Genomic DNA, 21,874 nt, shown 5'->3' with positions numbered 1-21,874 from the left:
GCCGTCGAAACGAGGTGTCCCCGTGGTCCGTTTCGGGCTGATCGATGAATGGGAGCCGGGGCCGGGCCGGCTGGTCGGCTGGGCGGCGTCGCCGGAGTCGGTGGCGCGCGCCCGCCGGGCGCCGGTGCACCCGGCTCCGCCCTCGCACCAGCAGGAGCAGTATCTGCGGCTCGCCGATCGGCACGCCGACGCGGATTTCCGGTACTCGGGCCTGTGCCTGGTGACCGCGGAGATCCCGACCGGCGGCCTCGACCTGGCCGCGATGACGCGGGCGATCAACGCGTTCCTGTTGCGCCACGACACCTTCCGAACCTGGTTCCGGGTCGACGCCGCCGGTGCGATCGAGCGTCACCTGGTGCCCGCGGAGGACGTCGATTTCGTGCCGGTCGACTACGGCCACGTGGACGAGGCAAGGGCGATCCGCGATCACGTCCAGAAGACGACGCCGGGGCCCTTCGACTGGGACTGCTTCACCTTCGGGGCGATCGAACGCGAGGATTCGACGACGGTCTACCTGGCGGTCGATCATCTGCACACCGACGGATTCGGCCAGTACCTGTCCGGGTTCGACCTCGCGCTGCTGTATCTGCGCGAGGTGTGGGAGGACGTCGGCATGCTGCATCCCGCGGCCAGCTATCTCGACTACTGCACTGCCGAACGGGAGTACACCGGCCGGATGACGCTCGCCTCGCCCGGCGTCCAGAAGTGGCTGGAGCTCATTCGCGGGAACGACGGCGAACTGCCCTCCTTCCCATTGGATCTGGGCAGGCGGACCGATGTGTACAACCGCAGTGCGCACCGCACGGTCACGCTGTTCGACGAGCACACCGCGCTACGGTTCGAGCGGGTCTGCCGTGACAACGGCGCGGAATTCGTCGGCGGCATCTTCGCCGCGGCGGCGCTGGCCGAGCGCGAGCTCATCGACAGCGACTATTACTTCGGCATGACACCGGTCAGCACCCGCGGTTCCGCCGCCGAACGCGCGTCGGTCGGCTGGTATGTGACGTTGCTGCCGGTGGCCTTTCCGATCGCGCCGACCACCACCTTCGCCCGGGCCGCGGCCATCGCGCAGCACGCCTACGAGAACGGCCTGCGCCTGGCTCCCACCTCGTTCCAGCGCGTGGTGGAACTGTTGCCCGCCGACTCCGATCTCGACCTGGAACCGGGCTGGTCCACGCCGATGATCTCCTACGTCGACGCCCGAGAACTGCTCGGCAACGAGGTGTTCGACCTGGCGTCGTGCGGGTTGTACGCCAACCGCGCCGCGTCCGAACAGGTGCTGATCTGGATCAACCGGCTCGCGTCGGAGACCACGCTGAGCGTCATCTACCCGGACACGCCGGTGGCGCACGGTTCCGTCGAGCGCTACGTGGCCACCCTCGAAGCGGTGTTCGCGGCGGCGGCCGAGGACACAGTGTGAGGAGGACATGTGCGCACCGCTTTTCGTGACCCGGGGATACCCGACGGAGAGAAGTCCGTCTACACCGTCAGCGTGACCGATCGGCCGCCGAAGCTCGATCTGATCAGCGTGGTATCGCACGACGGCGACGGTTACCGCTCGATGCTCGAGGTCGGCCTCGGACCCGCGAATTTCGCGATGACCATCGAGCAGCGATTCCAGCGCTCCGGAGATCGGTTGTCGGCCGAGCGCTATCGCGCCGAGACACGTTCGGGCACCACGGTCGTCAGCCGCGAGGAGGCCAACTTCGTCGGCACCACCCATCTTCAGTTCGGCGGCGGGATCGCGCCGTTTCCGGCCAATGTGATGCCGCTCGCCGGCGGCCTGACGCTGCTGCGCGGCCTGGACTTCGCCGAGGGCGCCGAAGAGTGCGTCGACCTGTGGCTCGCCTTCTCGGTGCACATCCCGCTCGGGGCGAAAGTGGAGCAGCGCACCGTCGTCGACGTACCCGCCGGTCGCATCACCAGCTGGCAGGTACGGCTGCGGCCGCGGCTCACGGGGCTGAACACGATGGTGGAAAAGGTGATCGGCGGGTTCCTGCCACCCGCGGTGGCCCACTTCGACGCGGTCGCCCCGCACCGACTGGTCCGGATGAGTTTCCCGACCGGGCCGATGCCGTGGGATCCACGCGGCCTGCTCGAACTGGTCGCTTAGCACCGCTGGATTCCGTCAGGCCGCGGACGTGCGTTCCCGGATGCGGGCGACGGTGGCCGGGATGATGCGGCGGCGCGGTGACCACCAGTTGGCCGGGCCCATCAGCTGGACCAGCGCGGGCACCAAGAGCATGCGCACGAGGGTGGCGTCCACGACGAGTGCGATGATCATGCCCAGACCGAGGAAGCGCATCGGGGTCAGCGGGGAGAGGGTGAACGCCCCGGTGACGATCACCAGCAAGGTTGCCGCGGCGGTGATCACGCGCGCGGTCTTGATGGTGCCCGCGCGCACCGACGCCGCGGTGTCGGCGCCCGCGTCGTGCGCTTCGACCATGCGGGAGAGCAGGAACACCTCGTAGTCGGTGGACAGGCCGAAGACGACCGCGATGATCAGCACGAGCATGCCCGCGGTGATCGGGCCGGTGCTCACGCCGAGTACGCCGGACAGATGCCCGCCGCAAAAGATCCAGGTGAGCACGCCGAAGGTCGCGGCGAGGCTCAGGAAGGCGAGGGCGACGGCTTTGAGCGGCAGGACGACCGAGCGGAACGCGGTCGACAGCAGCACCAACGTCGCGCCGACCATTACGAGGATCATCCACGGCATCCCGGCGACGATGGACCGCACGCTGTCCACGGTGGCCGCGGTGTCGCCGCCGACCCACAGCGCGGTGCCGTCCGGCGGCGTCAGGGCACGGATGCCGCGCACCGAGGCGCTCGCCGCTTCGGTGCGGTCGGTATCGCGCAGGAACGCGTGGAAGACGACGAAATCCTCGGCGCGACCCACCTGGACGACCTGCCGCACACCGTCGACCTTGCCCAGTGCCGCCGCGACGGCATCGACCGCGGCCGCCTGCGGCGGCCCGTTCGTGCCGTGCAGCACGGCGGTGGCTCCGCTGCCCGCCGCGGGAAACTGCGCGGTGAGCTCTTCGATGGTGACGCGCATGGCGTTGTCCGGGGGCAACGCGTGGTGGTCGATGTCGCCCAGCCGCAGCCCGGCCAACGGCGCCGCGAAGACCAGCAGGACGGCGCCGACGACCACGGTCACCAGCCCCGGCCGCCGCAGCACGCGGTCGACCAGGCCGCCCCAGAACCGGTCGGTGCGATCGATCGCGCGCGCGGTGCCGATGCGCGCGCCGAACAGGGCGAGCAGGGCGGGCAGCACGGTGAGCGAGAGTCCGGCGGCCAGGGCGACCGCGGTGATCGCGCCGATGCCGAGCGAGCGCAGCACCGCCTGCGGGAAGACGAACGTACCCGCGAACGCGCAAACCAGCAGCAGTGCCGAGAACGCGATGGTGCGTCCCGCGGTCGAGTAGGTGCGGGTGATCGCGGCGCGCACGTCGTGCCCCTCGGCGACCTCCTCGCGGAATCGGGTGACCAGGAACAGCCCGTAGTCGATGGCCATTCCGAGGCCGAGCAGGGAGGCGATGTTCACCGCGAACGTGCTCACCTCGGTGAGTTCGGCGAGCACGCGGATGGCGCCCAGCGCGCCGAGCACGGTCAGGCCGCCGACCACGACCGGGAAGGACGCGGCGACCAGGCCGCCGAACACCAGCACCAGGATGAGCAGCGTCAGCGGAAGCGAGAGCGCTTCCGCCCGGACCAGATCGTGCTGGGACTGCGCGTTGATCTCCGTGGAGACCGCGCTGTAGCCGGACAGATCGGCCGGAACACCCGGAACGCGAAGCAGCGGTTCGATGTCGGGGTACACGGCGACACGCTGGTTGGCGTCACCGGCGAGATAGACCACGGCGAGCGCGTGCCGTCCGTCCGCCGCGCGCAGGAACTGCTTTCGCGCGAACCCAGCGTTCCAATAGGTTTCGATCGGCCGTTGCAGCACCGCCGGATCGATCCGCGCCAGCGCCTCCTGCACCAAGGGGCCGATGTCGTCGAGCGTCTGTCCCTCCGGAGCGGTGTAGCGCACGACCACGTCGGGATTCTGCGGTCCGAAGTGCTCGCTCACGAGTTGATCCACGTGCGCGGACTCGCTGCCGGGATCGATGAACCCGGCAGCGGTGACCTTGTCCGACGCTCCGATGCCCAGGAGGCCGGACAGCAGCATCACCACGGTCACGACGGCGAGCACCATCCGTGGCCGGGCGAGGACGACCCGGGCGATGGCGGTCATGCCACGGCCGCATCGTGCGGCGCGAGCTCGGCCTCGAGCCGCGCGGTGATCTTGTCCAGCAGCGCCTCCAGCCGGGGCTCGATGCCCGCGCCGTTGCGGCAGGAGACGGTCAGCTCCAGCTTCCCGCGCGATTCGACCATGGCGAACAGCAGCGGCATCGCGCCGCTGTGCTGCGGCAGCAACCGCATGGTGGTCGGTGTCCAGCCGGGCACGGCCATCTCGTCGAGATCGCAGGCGCCCATATAGGAGACGGTGGCCGACACCATGTTCCGGTTCAGCCGTGCCCCCAGCCAGTTGCTCCCGCGCAGCGCCGTGCGAATGACGGCGTCGGGGAACTTCGACAGCTTGCCGTTGTCCAACTCGTTCAGTTCGCGTTTCTCCCGCAGACCGATCCGCATCCGCTCCCTGACCGCCTCCCAGTCTTCGCCTGGCGCCACGTCGAGAAACAGGGGCAGCGCCAGGTTCGCGGTGGACCGCAAGCCGGGATCGTGTCTGCGCAGATCGACCGGAATCATGAAGCGCGACTTCGTCTCCGACTCTTCGGCGAGGATCGCCGCCACGCGCGCGACGATGCCCCTGCCGGTCGCCTCGATCGTGCGGTGGCGCAGCAGCCAGCGCGGGGCCGCCGGATCCTGGCGGCCGCGTCCGGACGGCGCCTGGAATGTGGGCAGCACCAAAGTCGGTCTGCCCGCAGCGCCGACCCGCGCGACCAGTTCGGCGTCCGCGACCGGGTCGGGAGCGCCGAGCGGCCGCTGCCCCCGCAGGGCGCGCAACACGTCGTCCACCCACATGCGCATGCCCATGCCGTCCATCACGCCGTGGAAGGCGCGGAACAGCACGGTGGTCTGCGCACCCGTGAGCAGGAGCACCTCGGTGGTGCGGTCAGGCGTGGGACCGATCGGGCTGTTGAGCACCGCGTCGTGCTCCAGTGCGTCGTAGTTCAGCGACCATCCAGGCACTACGCGCACGGTGGCGGCCAGACCGCTGTCCACCCAGTCGCGGCCGTCGCGGACGAGGCGCGCGCCGGGAGCGGCCGCCGAGGCCACGTCGACGGCGGCCTGCACGGCGGCCGGGTCAAGGCTGCCCTCGCCGTGGACCGCGATGTGCATCACGAACGGCGGAGTCACCTGTCGCGTGGAGAAATAGAGGCGTTCGGTAGGGGTGATCTTCCTGCGGAAGACGAGGGCGTTGCTCATGCTGGTCTCCGGTAACGGGGAAGTGCTCAGCGCAGATCGCGGGTGAGTTCGACCGCTCCGCCCTGGCCTTCCAGCCAGGTGAGGAAGGCGGTCAGCCCGCTGTCGCGGTCCACGACCGGCCGGTAGCCGAAATCGCGCGCGGCGGCGCTGGTGTCGTAGGTGGCGCTGCGGGTGAGCAGAGCGACGGCGTAGCGCGAGAGCGGAGGCGACCAGCGTGTCGCAACGGCGGGGATGCGCCAGATCGTCTCGATGACGCGCACCGCCGCGTCGATGACCTTGGGGTTGGGTTTCCTGGTCGGCGGCTGGTATCCGAGCTGGGCGGCCACCTGGCCGAGAAAACCCCAGACGTCGGTCTTCTCGGCGTCGGCGATGAAATACGCTTTGCCGCCCACCGTGTCCGAGGCGGCTGCTCGAACACAGGCCTCGACGATGTTGTCGACGTGGCACAGCGAGGCGTACACGGTGCGGCCGAACGACAGATCCGGCAACGTTCCCGCGCCGGCCCGCCCGAGCATCCGCACGATGGGACCGGACCGGTCGCCCGCACCCCAGATCGCGCGCGGGCGCAGCGCGCAGGTGCGGAATCCCTCGGTGTCGGCGGCCAGCACCGCCCGCTCGGCCGCGGCTTTGGTCTCCGAGTACAGGTTCAGGTAGCGCCGCGGATACGGCACCGACTCGTCGACGTCGATCTGGTCGCCGCCGTAGTAGTCCATCAGCGCACTCGGGCTGGAGATGAACACGAACCGCGCGGCCCCGCCGCGCCGGGCCGCCTCCAGCAACCGCTCGGTGGCCCGGACGTTCTCGTTCCAGAACTGCTCCCGGGTGCCGCGTTCGTCCACCCGTGCCGCGCTGTGGAACACGATGTCGACGCCGCGGGTGGCTCGCTCGAGCGACGCCGGATCGGTCAGGTCGCCGTAGACCAGCTGGATCTTGTCGAGGTCGGCGCTCAGGTCGGACAGATCGCTGGTGCGGCGCACCAGGATGGATACATGGTGCTCGCCGTCGCGCACCAACCTGCGCACCAGCGCTCCGCCCAGAAAACCGGACGCGCCGGTCACCAGAACTTTGCTCATTGCCTTTTCTCCTTGCCGGGCTGGGTCCGCCACCAGGTCAGGCCGAAGATCTGCGTCAATATCGCCGTACGGAGGCGACCGCTGCCGGATCCTTCGGCGGCGCGCAAGGCCACCGGGATCTGGGCCGCGTGCACGACGACGCTGAGGAACGCGTCGATCCACCAGACGGTGCGCAGGATCCGGCTGTCGGGGGCACGGCCGGTGGTCGCGGCGAGCGCGCCGCCCGCCAGATACAGCCATCCCAGGACGGGAACCGCCCGCAGTGCGGTTGTTTTCATGATCAGGTGTCCGTTCCGAGGCGCTCGGCCGCCCACCCTGTGAGCTCTTCGCGCCCGATCTTGGCGTTGTGCCGGATGTCCACCGGGAACGACGGATGGACAAGGAAGTCGGCGATCGTCCTGGTGAGGTCGAACTGCGCCCCGTGGGCCCGCAGCGCCGGCTCGACGACGGCCGGGTCGGCGCCCGGCTTCACTTCGACGCAGAGCACCGGTCGCTGCGCGCCGCGCCGACCGATCCCGACCAGCGCCGTGCGGGCCACACCCGCGACGGTGTTGAAGATCTGCTCCACCTGGACGGTGAACATCGGTCCCTGCGCCGTGACCACGCGCTGACTCTTGCGGCCGCAGAACCAGATCCGCTCTTGTTCGTCGATCCACGCGAGATCGCCGGTGCGATGCCAGACCCGATCGCCGTCGACGATCTTGCCCAACGCGTTCGCCTGTTCCGGCCAGTAATACCTGGTGCTGACGTTCGGCCCGCTCACCACCAGTTCGCCGATGCCACGAGTGTCCGCCAGGCCGCCCGCGAGTTCTTCGGCCCGCGCCCACGTGGGTATGGGGTCGTCGGTGATGGCGACGACGCGCGCCTGCACCTGGTAGGAGGGCCTGCCGATACAGGTTCCCGCGCCGCGGTGCGCCCGTTCGACCAAGCCGTCCAGCAGTTCCCTGGACTCGATGGTGGACATCGGCAGCGCCTCGGTGGACCCGTATCCCGCCACCACCTTCGCGTCCTCGCCCAGCACCGCGCGCAGTCCGGCGATGCACCAGTCCGGCACCGGCGCGCCACCGGAGTAGATGCTCTCCAGCGACGCGAGCGGAGTCGGGTGGGCACGCAGGTATTCCAGTAGCGGGATGAGTACGGCGGGGGAGGCGAACATGGTACTCACCCCGAACTTCTCGATCGCGTCGGCCACATGCGCCGGATCGGTCGCGCCCACCTTGCTCGGGATGAGCGGCGGCAGCACGCAACGCGAGCCGAGCAGCAGATCCAGCACGCCGACCAGCGGAAGGGTGATCAAGGAGGCTTCCGGCGCCACCTCCCCGCGTGCTACATGCACCTGCTCCACCATCGCGGCCAGGTTGCCGTGTGTCAGCTGCACGGCTTTGGCCGGGCCGGTGCTGCCGGTGGTGAAAGCGATGAGCAGCAAATCGTCCTCGGTGGCCGGGCGGCCCACGGGCATCGAGCCCGCGGGCGTGCGGCCCCAGTCCCGCAGCGACTCGCCGCGCCAGAACCAGCGTCTGCCGACCGTCACCACCGTGTGGACGGTGCGGAAGCCGCGCCGGAACAACACGCGCAGCGCATGCGCCTGCGGGATGCCGATGAACGCCTCGGCGTCCACGGCGCGCAAGCAGCGCAACATCTTTCGCACGCCCATGCCCGGGTCGATCACCACGGCCACCGCGCCGATCTTGAGCAGCCCGAACATGATCGCGTACAGCTCCGGGCTCGGCAGCACCAGCACGATGGTGCGCGTCCCGGTGCCGACACCCGACGCGGCGAGCCGCTGGGCGATCGTGTCCGACCACTCGTCCAGCTCGCGATAGGTCAGGTGCCGGTAGGCCGGCAGGCCATCGGGGCCGGCCCCGTCCGCGTAGCGCACGGCCACCCGGGTGGGGTCGGTGCGGACGACCGCACGAAACCGATCGATGGCCTGCCAGTAGGTTCCCGTTGTCACGCAGGCGCCCCGGCGAAGACGGGCAGCCGGTAGAGCACCGCCGCCGCGGAGGGACCCGCGCCCGCCGCGACGAACAGCAGTTGGCGATGAGCGGCGAGGGTGTCGTCCGCTACCGCTTGGTCGTAGGCCGCGGTGAGCGCGGCCGTGTGCGGGTCGCCGTCGCGCAGATCCGGTGTGCGGACCGAGCTTTCGTCGATGCCGAGCGCGGCGGCCAGCTTCTTCGGGAACTCCGGGCTCGGCGTCGAGGCGATCAGCGCGATCTCGTCGAGCGAGGCGTGGTCGGATTCGGCGAGCGCCAGGCGCGCGGCGTCGACGGCCACCTCCAGCAGGCGGTCCTCGAAGCCGGGCTCGCGTTCCACCGTCATGGCGCCGCGGCCGGTGTTGCCCATGGTCGTCACGTCGACGTAGGCCTCGATCGCGGGCGTGCCCTCGCCGGCGACGGTGTGCACCCTGCCGAAGCCGGTCGGCTCGTCGGTGTGTTCGAGCAGCAGCGCCGCGCCGCAGGTGGCGTACGGGAACCGGTCGTCGCCGACGGAACGCAGCAGGGACGGATGGGTGTCGCCGGAGACGACGAGCACGTGCTCGGCGCTGCCGGTCTCCAGGACCGACGTGGCCACCTGCACCGCGTTGAGCACGCCGATCGCGCCGTTCATCAGATCGAACGAGAACGTCCTCGGGTCGTCCTTGGCGTATTCCAGGCCGATTCCGGCCGCTTTCTGGATCAGCGCCGACACCGCGGGCTCGACGGTGTTGGAATCCCGGAAGATACCCGCGTTGATCAGCAGGCCGACCTGGTCGGGACGGATGCCTGCACGCTCGAGGCACCGCTTGGCCGCGCGGCCGTTGTGCTCCACGATGCTGTTGGTGTCGCCGCCGCGGCTGATCGCGGTGGACTTGATACGCACACTCATGACCGGCCTCAGACCTTCAGTGACGAGATGGTGGTGGACACGAACCCGGTGACGATGCCGGAAGCCGCGGGCACCAGCAGCAACTTCGAGCCCGCGGGGATGCTCTGCTCGCTGAGCTGATCGTGCAGGACGATGAAATGCGAAGTGGTGGAAGTATTTCCGTACTTCTCGATGACCCGCAGGTCCGGCGGCATCGGACTGCCGAACTCGCGCTCGGCGATCGCGTTCATCCACGGAATGGCGGTGGCGCCGAACTGATGGTGGATGACGTAGTCGAACTTCTCGTCGGCGAAGGTCTTGCCCTGCGCCTCGAGGAATTTCCGCTGGGTATTGGTGCCGAGCAGGAAGCGATCCTCGTTGTGCATCCTGCGGTTGTCGGTGTACATCGCGATGCCCTGCGTCTTGCCGCTCGGCATGCCCAGACACAACTGCGCGTATTCCGCGGCGGTCATCATTTCGATGTAGTGGATCATGTCGTTTTCATCGACCGCGCGATCCAGCACGATCGCGCATCCGGAGTCGCCGACGGACAGCGAAGCGAATTGCGGATCGTATTTCTGAGAAATCTCGGCAACTGCGGTCTCGGCGATCGGGGTAATGGCTTCACCACTGACCACGAGGCCGTTGCGAACGGCGCCGGACCGGATCATCCGATCCAGGATGTACGTCCCGGTGAGCATTCCTGCGCAGGCATTGGTGATATCGAATGTGATCGCGTTCTTGGCACCGATAAGGCGGCTGATCGAACCGGCGAAAGACGGCTCCATGTACACCCTGGTCGCGTTCTTGCTCCGCGTGATCGAGGCGGAGATGATGACGTCGATCTCCTCGGGTGCGTACTGTGACCTGGAAAGACAGTCTTCGACAGCTTTCATGGCCAGTGTGAACGAGTCCTCGTGACTTTCCGGCCTGGTATCGCGGAACCGGCGCTCACGGACGCCGGTTATTTTCTCAAGATCGAACGAAGGCGGTTCTTTCAGCCCGGAAAGAAGCTCTTCTGTGGTGACGACTCTGGAAGGCAGATAGGCGCCGATGGATTCGAAACGAGAATGGGGAGACACGAGCGCTCCTGAAATCGTGGGGAAATACGGTTCCGGATCGACTCTGATCGTCGGTGCAGTGAACACTACCCGACAGTAACAACGAATGGCTATATCACCTTCGAGCGCTCCGTCTGAGACGGAAATCACTGGCGAAGGTATGTGTTTCGTGAGGTATCACCAACCGGTGACCGGCTGGCTATGGCGTTCGCAGTATTGCGATGTGAAGAGCCGTTTCGGCTTGTCACGGTGTTTCGCGTCGCGGGCCGTATGCGGCGCACCGGGTGGGCGAATGCGTCGCTTTCGGAATGGCAACCGATCGGCTATTGCCGAATGGCGGCAATGTGTGAGTACTCGGGGAGACGTCTCTCTCGTCGGATGTGAGTGACTTCACTGCGAACCGTGCGTCCGGTGCGGGATCGGAGTGATGCGGCCAGTGCTCCGATACGTGCCGAACATCGCTGTGGCACAGAAGGTTTGCCCACCATTGGACGTGCCGAACGATCCGGGCGACGCCTCAGTGTGGGCGGTCGCTGCTCAGTGGGGGTTGTAGCTCGACGGTGAGATGGTCAGGGCGCGATCCCGGTGAGGGAGAAGAACTCCTGGCGAGAGCGGGCGTCGTCACGCAGTGTGCCGAGCATGGTGGAAGTGACCGTGGTCGTGCCGACCGCCTGCACGCCGCGCAGGGTCATGCAGGTGTGTTCGGCTTCGATGACGACCCCGACCCCTTTGGGGCTCAGATTCGTCGCCAGCCAATCGGCTATCTGTTTGGTCAGTCGTTCCTGCACCTGGGGGCGGCAGGAGAAGTGCTCGACTATGCGGGCGAGCTTGGACAGTCCGAGGATGCGGTCGCCCGGTAGATAACCGACGTGGGCGACCCCGACGAACGGCAGCAGGTGGTGCTCGCATACCGACCGCAACGGGATGCGGCGGGCCAGTACGAGCTCGTCGTAGCCCTCGTCGTTGGGGAAAGTGGTCAGGTCGAACGGGCGGGGAGTGAACAGTTCGGCGTAGGCGCGAGCCATGCGGCCCGGGGTGGCCCTCAGGTGTTCGTCGTCGAGGCCGACGCCGAGCGCGGAGAGGAACTCGCCGGCCGCGCGCTCGGCGGCGGTCAGGTCGACGGTGGTGCCGGAGTCGTGGACGACTCGTAACGCGGAATGGGACATGAACGCTGGCTCCCCATGTCGAGGGCGGCTCGTGGCGCACCGCCGTGGCTGGTCCGAATGCGGTCGGACTGATTACGCCAATTATTATTGGCTAAATTGTCCGAGGTGGTCAAGAGCTGGGCATATATCGCATCACACGTATTTCAACTAGTGTGGTAAGTGCTATCGTGATCCTGTGACCAGCGATGCGGCGATCGGTGCAGTGGCCGCCCTCGATGACGAACTGCGGCGCGGGATGTATCGGTTCATCCGTCGCGCCCGTCGCCCGGTAACCCGGGACGAGGCCGCCGAGCAGGTCGGGATATCCCGCAAGCTGGCCGCGTTCCACCTGGACAAGCTCGTCGACGCCGGGTTGCTGCGGGCCCGCTACGAGCAGGTCGGCGGCGTCCGGCGGGTCGGGCGCACGCCGAAGGTCTACGAGCCCGCCGACACCGAGGTCCAGATCAGCATTCCCGAACGCCGCCACCAGGTGCTCGCGGAGATACTCGCCGACGCCGTCCTCGCCGAGTCGGCCGACGAGACCTCGCGGGAGGCCGCGATGCGGATAGCCCGCGATCGCGGCGCCGAACACGGACAGGCGCTACGGCAACAACTTCGGCCGGGACGCCTCGGCGCCGAACGTGCGCTGACCCTGCTGCAGTCGACGCTCACCGATCAAGGGTTCGAACCCGGCCGGGAAAGCGCGGGATGTCTGCGCCTGCGGAACTGCCCGTTCCATCCACTCGCGGCCAAGGCTCCAGACCTGGTGTGCGGAATCAACCACGCCTACCTGCGTGGCTTTCTGAACGGCCTGGAAGCCGACACGGTGACGGCGACGCTCGCGCCGACAGCGGGCGAATGCTGCGTCGAGCTGCGTTCGACCGGCGGCCGCGTGTGATCGATCACCGGCCCGGAGCGGCCGGTCGGCCACGTTCACGTGGCGCCCATCGAGCCGCATGGTCCGATCGGGCGCTCGGCGTCCGGAGCTAGGCTTCGGTGCTCAGCGAGGAGCGCGCTGTGGCGATCCGTTCGAGCACGTCGGACGTGTGCGCGTCGAAACGCTCTCGGGAGACCGGGATCTCGCCGTCGAGCCACGGGCGATAGAGATAGGCGAGCGCACCGAAGATGGCGCTGGCGTTGAGTTCGTGATCGTGCTCGTCGGGCATCGGCTCGGTGTAGTCGCCCGCGCTGATGACCAACGCGATCGGCGCGGTGAAAAGGCCGATGAGTTCATAGGCGCGCGGCAAGAGCACGGGCGTGGCCTGCGACTCGACGAACATGATCCGCCCGCGGCGGCGGTCCTCCAGCAGATAGTCGGTGAAGACGGCGACCATGTGGCGGAACATCGCGTCGCGTTCGACGGGTGCGTTGGGCAGCTCGTCCAGCAACCGGTCGCGCGCGCCCAGTACCACGGTGTCCAGCACGGTCGTCAGCAGCGCGTCCAGGTTCGGAAAGCTCTCGTAGAAGTAGCGCTCGGTGAGTCCGGCCTGACGGCAGACACCTCGCATGGACGTCTCGGCCGCGCCCACGGTGGCCATCAGTTCCGTGCACGCCTCGATCAGCTGTTCCCGGCGCGCGGCGACGCGATCGGCGGGGGATTGCCCGCGCCAGCGGCGCATGCCCGGAATCGACCCGTCGGCTTCGTCCATGGCCGTCATCCTCTCATAGCGGCCGAATTGACATCATGCGATGTTGACAGCATGTGATGTCACCAATACATTGCGAAGACCACCGATCGATCACGAGGGGTGCGAGATGGGTTCTGCCGTATATGCCGACCAGACACACGCCATCAACGCGCGGGCCGTGGAGTTCGACTTCGCCACGGTGCCGATGCATTACATCCCCGGCGAGGCGATGGCCACCCACATCATCAACGTGATGCACCTGGTGCTGCCCGAAGGCGAGCGCGCGATGGCGCAGGCGCTGGCCGAGGCACTGCCGCTGATCGACGACGAGCGGTTACGCGAGGAAGTCCGCGGCTTCATCGGCCAGGAATCCATGCATGCCAGTTCGCACGAGAAGGCGCGCGAACAGTTGGAGCGGCTCGGCCTGGAGGTCGGCCCGATGGTCGACCGGGTCACCTGGCTGGTCGACCGGATACTCGGCGACCACGGACTGTCCGGCCGGGCCAAGCGGGAGTGGTTGTGCGAGCGGCTGGCGTTGTTCGCGGGCATGGAGCACTACACCGCGGTCATCGGGGAGTGGCTGCTCGCCAACGACAAGCTCGAGGCCAAGGGCATGCACCCGGCGATGCTGGATCTGATCCGCTGGCACGGCGCGGAGGAGGTCGAGCATCGCAGCGTCGTCTACGACGCGTACATGCACGTCGACGGCGGATACGCGCGCAAGGCGCGGCAGGCGCTGCTGGCCAGCGCGGGCTTGCTCGTCTTGTTCGTCATCTCCGGGGGCTACCTGTTCCACAAGGACCCGTCGAAGCACAAAGGCCGATTCTGGCCACTCCAAATGGCCAGCGCCTCGGTGCGCGGTGTGGTGCCGAGCTTCACGACCTTCTTCACCGAGATTCCGCGTTACCTGCGGCCGGGCTTCCACCCGTCGCAGCTCGGCCCGATGGACAACGCGCTGCGTTACCTCGCGCAGTCGCCCGCGGCACGGGCGGCGCGCGGGTGACCGCCGTCGAGCGGTTCCAGCCAGGGCCCGCACTGCGCCTGATCGGCTCGGCGGCCGACGCCTACAAGCGGCTGTTCGTGGAAGGCGACGCCGCGCGACTGCTCTCGCGCCCGGATCCGGTCCGCCGCACCGGCTACGAATTCGAGGTGGTCGTCGACCGGATCGGCCAGGAGGCCGACGGTGTGGTGAGCTTGTGGCTGCGCCACCCCGAGGGCGGCCCGCTGCCCGCGTGGACGCCCGGCGCGCATCTGGATGTCTTCCTGCCCTCCGGTCGCCAGCGGCAGTATTCGCTCACCAACGACCCCGCCGACCGCGGGTTCTACCGCATCGCGGTCCGTTTCATCGCCGACGGCGAGGGCGGCTCCGCGGAGATCCATCGGGATCTGCGGGTGGGTGACCGCCTGGGCGTGCGCGGGCCGCGCAACGCGTTCCCCTTCGTCGCCGCGCCGTGTTATCTGTTCGTCGCGGGCGGCATCGGGATCACGCCGATCCTGCCCATGGTCGCCGCGGCCGAGCATGCCGGGGTGCCGTGGCGGTTGATGTACCTGGGCCGCTCCAGGACGCGCATGCCGTTCCTGTACGACTTGGCCCGCTACACCGGCGGTGACGTGGTGGTGCGGCCGGACGACGAGTTCGGCGTACCCGACGCGCGGATGATCTTCGAGCAGACGCCGCCCGGCGCCGCGGTCTACGTCTGCGGGCCGCCGCCGCTGGCCGAGGCCGCGCGCGGGGTGCTCGCGCTGCACGATCCCTCGGCCTCGCTGCACACCGAGCGGTTCTCGCCGCTGCCCGTGCGGGACGGGAAGCCGTTCCGGATCAGGTTGCGTCGCAGCGGGTTCGACGTGGAGGTCGCCGCCGACGAGTCCGCGCTCAGCGCGATCCGCCGCGTGCTGCCCGGCGTGGCCTACTCCTGCGGGCAGGGTTTCTGTGGCACCTGCAAGACCCGGGTGCTCGCGGGCGCGGTGGAACACCGGGACCGGTCGCTGCTCGAGTCCGAGCGCGCCGAGGCGATGCTGACCTGCGTCTCCCGCGCGCACGGCGGCGAACTCGAACTGGATCTGTGAGCTCGGCGGGCAACGACGCCCGCGGGTGGGAGGAGGACATGGCAGTGGCTGCGCATCCGGAGCACGTCCCGATCGCGGTGATCGGAGCCGGGATAGCCGGAATCGGTCTGGCGGTCGCGCTGCGCGAGGCGGGTATCGAGGATTTCGTGCTGCTCGAGCGCGCCGACGATCTCGGTGGCACCTGGTGGGCGAACACCTATCCGGGCTGTGCCTGCGACGTGCCTTCGCATCTGTATTCGTACTCCTTCGCGCCCAATCCGAATTGGTCGCGCACCTACGGGACGCAGCCGGAGATCCTCGCCTACCTCCGCTCGGTCGCGACGCGCCACGACGTGGTGCGCCACATGCGGTTCGGCGTCGAACTGCTCGAGGCGCGCTGGGACGAAGCAGGCACGCGGTGGCGGCTGCGCACCGATCGCGGCGATCTGACCGCGGACGTACTGGTCTCCGCCGTCGGGCCGTTCAGCGAGGCGCGGATCCCGCGGCTGCCGGGCGCGGAGACCTTCGAAGGGGCGCAATTCCATTCGCTGCACTGGGACCACGAGCACGATCTCACCGGCGAGCGCGTCGCGGTGATCGGCACGGGCGCGTCGGCCGTCCAATTCATCCCCGAGATCCAACCGCTGGTGGGCGAGTTGACCGTGTTCCAGCGTTCGGCGCCGTGGATCGTGTCGCGGTTGGATCGCCGCACGCTGCCCGCCGAACGCGCGCTGCTGCGCCGGGTGCCCGCGCTCGGCCGCGCGCTGCGCGGCCTGTACTACACCGGCATCGAAGCGTTCGGTCTGGTCGGCTTCGTGGACAAGCGATTCCGCCATCCGTACGAGGCGCTCGGCAGACTCCAGCTGCTGCGTCAGGTGCGCGATCCCGAGCTGCGCCGCAAACTCACCCCTGACTATGTGATCGGATGCAAACGTGCGATCTTCTCAGACGCCTACTATCCGGCGCTGACCCAACCGAACGTCGAGGTGGTGACCGAGGGCATCCGAGAGATCCGCGCCGGGTCGATCGTCACCGCCGACGGCGCGGAGCACCCTGTGGACACGATCATCTGGGGTACCGGATTCGGTGTTCCCCCCGCCGTTTTCGATCGGGTGCACGGAATCGGCGGGCGCTCCATCGGTGAGCGGTACCGGGAGCGGCCGAGCAGTTACCTCGGCACGACCATGGCCGGGTTCCCGAACTTCTTCTGCACGCTGGGTCCGTTCGGGGCGGCGGGCAATCAGTCCGCCATCTATATGATCGAGGCGCAGGTGCGCTATATCGTCGATGCCGTGACCACCATGCGTGCGCAGAACATCCAGCGGATCGATGTGCGCGAGGAGGTGCAGCGTGCCTTCCTCGACGAGGTGACCGAGCGCAGTCGCGACACCGCTTGGCTGACCGGCGGTTGCCGCAGCTACTACCAGACCGCCGACGGCGGCAACGCGGGGCTGTACCCGAACTGGAGCTTCGAGTATCGCAGGCGCACAAGTCGTTTCGATCACGAGTCCTACCGGCTGCGGGCGGGGTGAGCGCCGTGGTCGTCGACCTGCTGCGTCAGCTTCTCTCCCCGCCCGCCGAGCACCTGAATGTCCGCGACCGGGTGGTGGTGATCACCGGCGCGGGCACCGGCATCGGCCGGGCACTGGCCGAAAAGCTCTACGCCTTGGGCGCTTCGGTGGCGCTGATCGACATCGACGAGGCCACCGCCGCGGCCGTCGGGCGCTCGATGGGGGAGCGGGCGCTGGTCGTGCGCGCGGACGTCTCCGATCGAATCGGGATGCGCGAAGCCATCTCCCGAGTGCGCGAGCGGTTCGGACGGATCGATGTCGTGGTGGCCAACGCGGGCGTGGTGCCCGAGCCCGCGACCATCCGGACGATGAATCCCGGCGACTTCGATCGGGTCATCGGCATCAACGTGACCGGCGTGTTCAACACTGTGCATCCGGCGCTGGACGACATCGTCGCCGCGAAAGGGCACGTGGTGGTGGTCTCCTCCGCCGCGGCGTTCGCGCCGGGCATGGCCGGTTCGCCCTACATGGTCAGCAAGGCCGCCGTCGAGCAGTTCGGGCGGGCGCTGCGGGTGGAGCTGGCCGCGGTCGGCGCGACCGCGGGCGTGGCGTACTTCGGCATCGTCGACACCGCGATGACCCACGGCGCCCTCGATGAAGACGATCTGGGCGCCGATCTGGGCGCGTTGCTGCCGTGGCCGCTCAACCTGCGCATCACCGTGCGCGACGCGGCGGAATCCATCGCCGACGGCATCGCCCGTCGCGCCGCGCGCACCATCGCGCCGCCACAGTGGGAGCCCTACGCGTTGTTCCGCGGGGCGATCAACGTGGTGCTGGACAGCAGGCTGGCCCGGGACCCGCGCGTGCACGACCTGATCCACCGGGTCGAGCAGCGCGTCCTCGACAGCCGCCCCGTCACCCCGGTTCCGCGCTGACGCGCGGGCCGGGCTATGGCTCGGCGGGGAAGATCGTGGGCAGCGTCAGCGCGTATTCCACATCGGCTCGCGTGCCGAGCGTCGTGAGCAGCACCCGGATCATGGTCAGGCGTGCCGCCGCGACGGTGTCCGCGTCCGGCTCGGCGCCGGGTGCGGTACCGGCGGAGATCCGGTAGACGACGTACTCGCACAGGTGCAGCGCGGCGTCCAGGTCCAGCGGGCTCGGCACCGGACGGCCCAGCCCGGCGAACGTCTCGCGTACCAGCGCGCGGATGTCGTCGAGCGCGCGCTCCCGGTATACCGACACCGGCGAGCCCGGATCGTGCAGCTCGGCGAACAGCGGCCGCAGCATGGGGCCGTGCCCGCGCGCCCAGTCCAGGTAGGCGTCGATCAATCGGATGCCCAGCTCGACCGGCTCGTCGGTGCCCGTCAGCGCCGTGCGGATGCCGCCGACCAACCCGTCGTTGGAACTGTCGAGCACCGCGAGCAGGGGTTCGTTCGCGTTGGCGAAGTAGCGGTAGAAGGTCGGCCGTGCCAACCCGGCCTGCTCGATGATCTGCGCGACGCTCAGCCCGCGGGAACCGGTGCGGGTGAACACTTCCGCCGTCGCCAGCACGATCCGGGCGCGCACCTCTTCGGCCTGTTCCGGAGTCTGCGGCGGTCTGCCGCGCCGCGCGGCCGTCGACTCAGCGGGCATGGTGCCACCTCACAAAGCGGCCTCCGGGATACCTGTGCGCCACGACGAACAGCTTGACACGAGCAGTGACATAGACATTAATCTAACACCACTGTTCATTTAATAGGGCGCGCACGCGGCCCACCGTCCTCGAGAGGGCCGAACATGACCACCGCCTCCCACCCGGTCACCGCCGACGCGCTGCCCTCCGCGCTGGTGCGGCCGTTGCTCGCGCACGCCGTCGCGGGCGGCGCCCCCGCGGTCGAAGTATTCGCGCCCGCGACCGGCGCGAAGATCATCGACCTGCCGCAGTCCTCCACCGCCGATATCGAGACCGCGTTCGCCACCGCCCGCGAAGCGCAGCGCCAGTGGGCGCGGCGTCCGGTGCGGGAAAGGGTCGCGGTGCTGCGCCGGTTCCACGACATCGTGCTGGCCGAGCAGGACACCATCCTGGACATCGTGCAGACCGAGACCGGCAAGGCACGGGCGCACGCGTTCGACGAGGTCGGCGACGTGGCCGTGAACGCCAGGTACTACGCCTCGGTAGCCGGCCGGCTGCTGGCCACCCGCAAGCCGCGCGGAGTGCTTCCCGTGCTCACCCAGGTCGACGTGCTGCACCGGCCCAAGGGCGTGGTGGCGGTGATCTCGCCGTGGAACTACCCGCTGGCCCTGGCGGTCTCCGACGCGCTGCCCGCTCTCGTCGCGGGCAACGCGGTGGTGGCGCGCCCGGACAACCAGACCGCGCTGACCGCGTTGTGGGCCATCGATGCCGCCGTGCGCGCCGGACTGCCGCGTGGGCTCTGGCAGGCGGTGCTCGGCCGCGGTTCGGTGATCGGCGGCGACGTGATCGCCCGCGCCGACTACGTCGACTACACCGGCTCCAGCGCCACCGGGCGCACCATCGCCCAGCAGGCGGGCGAGCGGCTGATCGGCTACTCCCTCGAACTGGGTGGCAAGAACCCGCTGCTGGTGCTCGCCGACGCGGACGTCTCCCGTGCCGCCAAGATCGCCATCCGCGCCTGCTTCGCCTCGGCCGGGCAGCTGTGCGAGTCGATGGAACGGATCTACGTACACGACAGCGTCTATGACCGCTTCGTCGCCGAATTCGTCGGGCACGTCGAGGCCATCGAACTCGGCGGCGGGCTGAACTACGACAGCGACATGGGTTCGCTGACCTTCCAGCGTCAGCTGGACACGGTGCTGGCGCACGTGAACGACGCGGTGGCCAAGGGCGCCACGGTGCTGGCGGGCGGTCGCGCGCGCCCGGACCTCGGCCCGTACTTCTACGAGCCCACGGTGCTGGCGGGCGTGCGGCCGGGCATGACGGTGCATCGCGAGGAGACCTTCGGCCCCGTGGTCTCGATCTACCGTGTGAGCAGCGACGACGATGCCGTTGCGCAGGCCAATGACACCGCCTACGGCCTCAACGCCAGCGTGTGGACCAAGGACACCGCCCGCGGCCGTGCGGTGGCGGCGCGGATCAACGCGGGCTCGGTGAACGTCAACGAGGGCTTCATCGCCGCGTGGGGCAGCGCCGACGCGCCATCGGGTGGGCTCGGCATCTCCGGCACGGGGCGCAGGCACGGTCCCGAAGGCCTGCTCAAGTACATCGACACCCAGACCATCGCGGTGCAGCGGGTGCTGCCCATCGCGCCGCTGCCCGGCATGTCCGAAGCGCTCTGGGCCAAGACCATGACGCTGTACTTCGGCGTCATGAAATCGCTTCGGCAGAAGTAACTCGCAGGACTCACGGATCAGGAAGCGGTACGGATGAAACTGGACACGGTGGCGGGCAAGAGGGTCCTGGTCACGGGGGCCGCGATGGGCCTCGGCAAGCTGTTCGCCGAGCGTGCGGTGCGCGAAGGCGCCGCGGCGGTGGTGCTGTGGGACATCAACGAGGCCGCGCTGAAGGAGACCGCCGCCGAGCTGACCGGCCGCGGCAGCGCCGTGCATCATCACGTGGTCGACGTGGCCTCGGCCGAGTCGATCACCGAGGCGGCGGCAAGCGTGCGCGAGCAGGTCGGCGGCATCGACATCCTGGTCAACAACGCGGGCATCGTGCGCGGCAACAGCTACTTCTGGGAAACCGACAACCGCGCCGACATCGACAAGACGATGGCGATCAACTCGCTCGGACCGATGTACGTCACGCTCGAATTCCTGCCCGCGATGGTCGCCGGATCCACCGAGGCGCGAGTGCTGACCGTCGCTTCCTCGGCGGGCCTGGTGTCCAACCCGCGCATGAGCGTCTACGCCGCGTCCAAGTGGGCGGCGCTGGGCTGGTCGGACTCCGTGCGCATCGAGCTGGAACAGGCCGGCCACGACCACGTGAAGATCACCACGGTCTGCCCGACCTACATCAACACCGGAATGTTCGAGGGCGCCAAGGGATTCCTGTTCACGCCGATCCTGGACCAGCAGAAGGTGGTCGATACCTCGTGGCGGGAGATGAAGAACGGCGCCCCGCTGCTCGTACTGCCGTGGACCTCACGCTTGAACAAGGCGCTCTCCGGCCTGCTGCCGATCAAGCTGCGCGACCTGTTCCTCGACACGGTCGGCGTCTACCACTCGATGGACCAGTTCACCGGCCGCAAGAAGTAGCGCGGCGTCCGGGTCGGAGCCGGGCGGTGCGCCCTCGTCACCGGGGGCGGGTGCCGATGACCACGGTCGCGTAGTGCTCGTCCGACTCCGCGACGCGCCCGGCGAGGCCGTGCTCGGCCAGCACGTCGAGCGCGATCGGCGCTTGGTCCTCGCTGGACTCCACGAGCAGGTGTCCGCCCGGGGCCAGCCACTCGGCAGCATCGGCCGCGACCCGGCGGAAGACATCCAATCCGTCCGGGCCGCCGTCGAGGGCGGTGCGCGGCTCGTGATCGCGTGCCTCCGGCGGCATCCGCGCGATCATCTCCGAGGGGACGTAGGGGGTGTTGCAGAGCAGGACGTCGACGCAGCCGCGCAATTCCTCCGGCAAGGGCTCGAAGAGGTCCCCTTCGTAGACCGGGGCGCCGAGCGGGGTGAGGTTGCGGCGGGCGCACGCGACCGCGACCGGATCGATGTCGGCGGCGGCCAGCGTGATCGCGCGGCCCGCGTCGGCGGCGGCCCGCGCCGCAGCGAGGCCGAGGGCGCCTGAGCCACAGCACAGATCGACCACCACCGGATGGCCGGTGCGGTCGCGGATCAACTCGACCGCGAGATCGACGAGGAACGCGGTGCGCTGCCGTGGCACGAAGACGCCGGGCGACACCGCGACCCGCAGTCCGTGGAACTCCGCCCAGCCGAGCAGGTGCTCGAGCGGACTGCCGGTGACGCGCCGGGCGACCAGCGATTCGAGGGGCACACCGGTCTCTGCGGCGGCGGCCGTGAGCAACCGCGCCTCGTCCTCGGCGAACACGCAGCCCGCCGCCCGGAGCCGAGCCACCACGTCGGTACTTCCCGCTGACGTCACCGGGCCATCCTGCCGCGCGCACGCGTGACGCCGCCAACGGATTTCCCCGGGCGATCGGGACCGGCGTTTCGGACGCGGGT

20 protein-coding genes are annotated in these 21,874 nt (G+C 68.9%); 9 read left to right on the top strand and 11 right to left on the bottom strand.

Annotation, left to right across the window (positions count from 1 at the left end):
* Positions 1-22 precede the first annotated feature (22 nt).
* Complete coding sequence (locus ACL03I_RS09685) at positions 23-1,420, top strand: condensation domain-containing protein (RefSeq protein ID WP_355070953.1); 1,398 nt, start codon at positions 23-25, stop codon at positions 1,418-1,420.
* 9 nt (positions 1,421-1,429) lie between these two features.
* The gene (locus ACL03I_RS09680; RefSeq protein ID WP_412805699.1) at positions 1,430-2,113 is read left to right on the top strand and encodes a hypothetical protein; all 684 of its coding nucleotides are present in this window, start codon (positions 1,430-1,432) and stop codon (positions 2,111-2,113) included.
* Positions 2,114-2,128: 15 nt separating this feature from the next.
* Here ACL03I_RS09680 and ACL03I_RS09675 read toward each other — a convergent pair whose 3' ends face one another.
* The 8 genes from ACL03I_RS09675 to folE form a co-directional block, all read right to left on the bottom strand.
* On the bottom strand, positions 2,129-4,237 hold the full coding sequence (locus ACL03I_RS09675) for an MMPL family transporter (RefSeq protein WP_412805698.1): 2,109 nt from the start codon (positions 4,235-4,237) through the stop codon (positions 2,129-2,131).
* Complete coding sequence (locus tag ACL03I_RS09670; RefSeq protein ID WP_412805697.1) at positions 4,234-5,433, bottom strand: peptide synthetase; 1,200 nt, start codon at positions 5,431-5,433, stop codon at positions 4,234-4,236. Before ACL03I_RS09670 ends, ACL03I_RS09675 begins: the two co-directional genes overlap by 4 nt.
* A 26-nt stretch (positions 5,434-5,459) precedes the next feature.
* Complete coding sequence (locus ACL03I_RS09665; protein ID WP_356961925.1) at positions 5,460-6,506, bottom strand: NAD-dependent epimerase/dehydratase family protein; 1,047 nt, start codon at positions 6,504-6,506, stop codon at positions 5,460-5,462.
* The gene (locus ACL03I_RS09660; RefSeq protein ID WP_356961926.1) at positions 6,503-6,784 is read right to left on the bottom strand and encodes a hypothetical protein; all 282 of its coding nucleotides are present in this window, start codon (positions 6,782-6,784) and stop codon (positions 6,503-6,505) included. Before ACL03I_RS09660 ends, ACL03I_RS09665 begins: the two co-directional genes overlap by 4 nt.
* 2 nt (positions 6,785-6,786) lie before the next feature.
* A complete protein-coding gene (locus ACL03I_RS09655; protein WP_412805696.1) occupies positions 6,787-8,460 on the bottom strand; it encodes a fatty acid CoA ligase family protein in 1,674 nt (557 codons plus the stop codon).
* Entirely contained in the window at positions 8,457-9,371 is a 915-nt protein-coding gene (locus ACL03I_RS09650; protein WP_412805695.1) for a hypothetical protein, read from the bottom strand. The genes ACL03I_RS09655 and ACL03I_RS09650 overlap by 4 nt, the downstream gene beginning before the upstream one ends.
* Positions 9,372-9,379: 8 nt before the next feature.
* Complete coding sequence (locus ACL03I_RS09645) at positions 9,380-10,432, bottom strand: 3-oxoacyl-ACP synthase III family protein (protein WP_412805739.1); 1,053 nt, start codon at positions 10,430-10,432, stop codon at positions 9,380-9,382.
* Positions 10,433-10,980: 548 nt separating this feature from the next.
* Positions 10,981-11,577, bottom strand: coding sequence for a GTP cyclohydrolase I FolE (folE, locus tag ACL03I_RS09640; RefSeq protein WP_355070968.1), 597 nt, complete (start codon positions 11,575-11,577; stop codon positions 10,981-10,983).
* Between the two features lie 175 nt (positions 11,578-11,752).
* On the opposite strand from folE, the gene ACL03I_RS09635 reads away from it, so the two are divergent.
* Complete coding sequence (locus ACL03I_RS09635; RefSeq protein ID WP_412805694.1) at positions 11,753-12,454, top strand: helix-turn-helix transcriptional regulator; 702 nt, start codon at positions 11,753-11,755, stop codon at positions 12,452-12,454.
* Positions 12,455-12,542: 88 nt separating this feature from the next.
* On the opposite strand, the gene ACL03I_RS09630 is transcribed toward ACL03I_RS09635, so the two are convergent.
* Complete coding sequence (locus ACL03I_RS09630) at positions 12,543-13,205, bottom strand: TetR/AcrR family transcriptional regulator (RefSeq protein WP_364431047.1); 663 nt, start codon at positions 13,203-13,205, stop codon at positions 12,543-12,545.
* Positions 13,206-13,311: 106 nt separating this feature from the next.
* Between ACL03I_RS09630 and ACL03I_RS09625 the strand changes: the two genes are divergently transcribed.
* From ACL03I_RS09625 to ACL03I_RS09610, 4 genes are read left to right on the top strand one after another with little or no spacing between them, the layout of a single operon-like run.
* Positions 13,312-14,187, top strand: coding sequence for a metal-dependent hydrolase (locus tag ACL03I_RS09625; protein WP_412805693.1), 876 nt, complete (start codon positions 13,312-13,314; stop codon positions 14,185-14,187).
* Positions 14,184-15,251, top strand: a complete 1,068-nt coding sequence (locus tag ACL03I_RS09620; RefSeq protein WP_412805692.1) for a PDR/VanB family oxidoreductase — start codon at positions 14,184-14,186, stop codon at positions 15,249-15,251. The genes ACL03I_RS09625 and ACL03I_RS09620 overlap by 4 nt, the downstream gene beginning before the upstream one ends.
* Before the next feature lie 38 nt (positions 15,252-15,289).
* The gene (locus ACL03I_RS09615; protein ID WP_412805691.1) at positions 15,290-16,762 is read left to right on the top strand and encodes a flavin-containing monooxygenase; all 1,473 of its coding nucleotides are present in this window, start codon (positions 15,290-15,292) and stop codon (positions 16,760-16,762) included.
* Positions 16,763-16,767: 5 nt separating this feature from the next.
* A complete protein-coding gene (locus ACL03I_RS09610) occupies positions 16,768-17,676 on the top strand; it encodes a short-chain dehydrogenase/reductase (RefSeq protein ID WP_412805690.1) in 909 nt (302 codons plus the stop codon).
* A gap of 13 nt (positions 17,677-17,689) precedes the next feature.
* Here ACL03I_RS09610 and ACL03I_RS09605 read toward each other — a convergent pair whose 3' ends face one another.
* On the bottom strand, positions 17,690-18,373 hold the full coding sequence (locus ACL03I_RS09605) for a TetR/AcrR family transcriptional regulator (RefSeq protein WP_379251806.1): 684 nt from the start codon (positions 18,371-18,373) through the stop codon (positions 17,690-17,692).
* 144 nt (positions 18,374-18,517) lie between these two features.
* Between ACL03I_RS09605 and ACL03I_RS09600 the strand changes: the two genes are divergently transcribed.
* Together ACL03I_RS09600 and ACL03I_RS09595 are read left to right on the top strand one after the other, a co-directional pair.
* Positions 18,518-20,089 carry a succinic semialdehyde dehydrogenase gene (locus ACL03I_RS09600; protein WP_355077399.1) on the top strand — a complete coding sequence of 524 codons (1,572 nt, stop codon included), beginning with the start codon at positions 18,518-18,520 and terminating at the stop codon, positions 20,087-20,089.
* A gap of 33 nt (positions 20,090-20,122) precedes the next feature.
* The gene (locus ACL03I_RS09595; RefSeq protein ID WP_412805689.1) at positions 20,123-20,953 is read left to right on the top strand and encodes an SDR family NAD(P)-dependent oxidoreductase; all 831 of its coding nucleotides are present in this window, start codon (positions 20,123-20,125) and stop codon (positions 20,951-20,953) included.
* Positions 20,954-20,990: 37 nt separating this feature from the next.
* On the opposite strand, the gene ACL03I_RS09590 is transcribed toward ACL03I_RS09595, so the two are convergent.
* Positions 20,991-21,794 carry a putative protein N(5)-glutamine methyltransferase gene (locus ACL03I_RS09590; protein WP_355077403.1) on the bottom strand — a complete coding sequence of 268 codons (804 nt, stop codon included), beginning with the start codon at positions 21,792-21,794 and terminating at the stop codon, positions 20,991-20,993.
* Between the last annotated feature and the right edge of the window lie 80 nt (positions 21,795-21,874).

The organism is Nocardia sichangensis, assembly GCF_047200615.1.
GTDB classification, from domain to species: domain Bacteria; phylum Actinomycetota; class Actinomycetes; order Mycobacteriales; family Mycobacteriaceae; genus Nocardia; species Nocardia sichangensis.
Note: the sequence above shows the minus strand (reverse complement) of the source record. Positions and strands in the feature narration are given on the sequence as shown.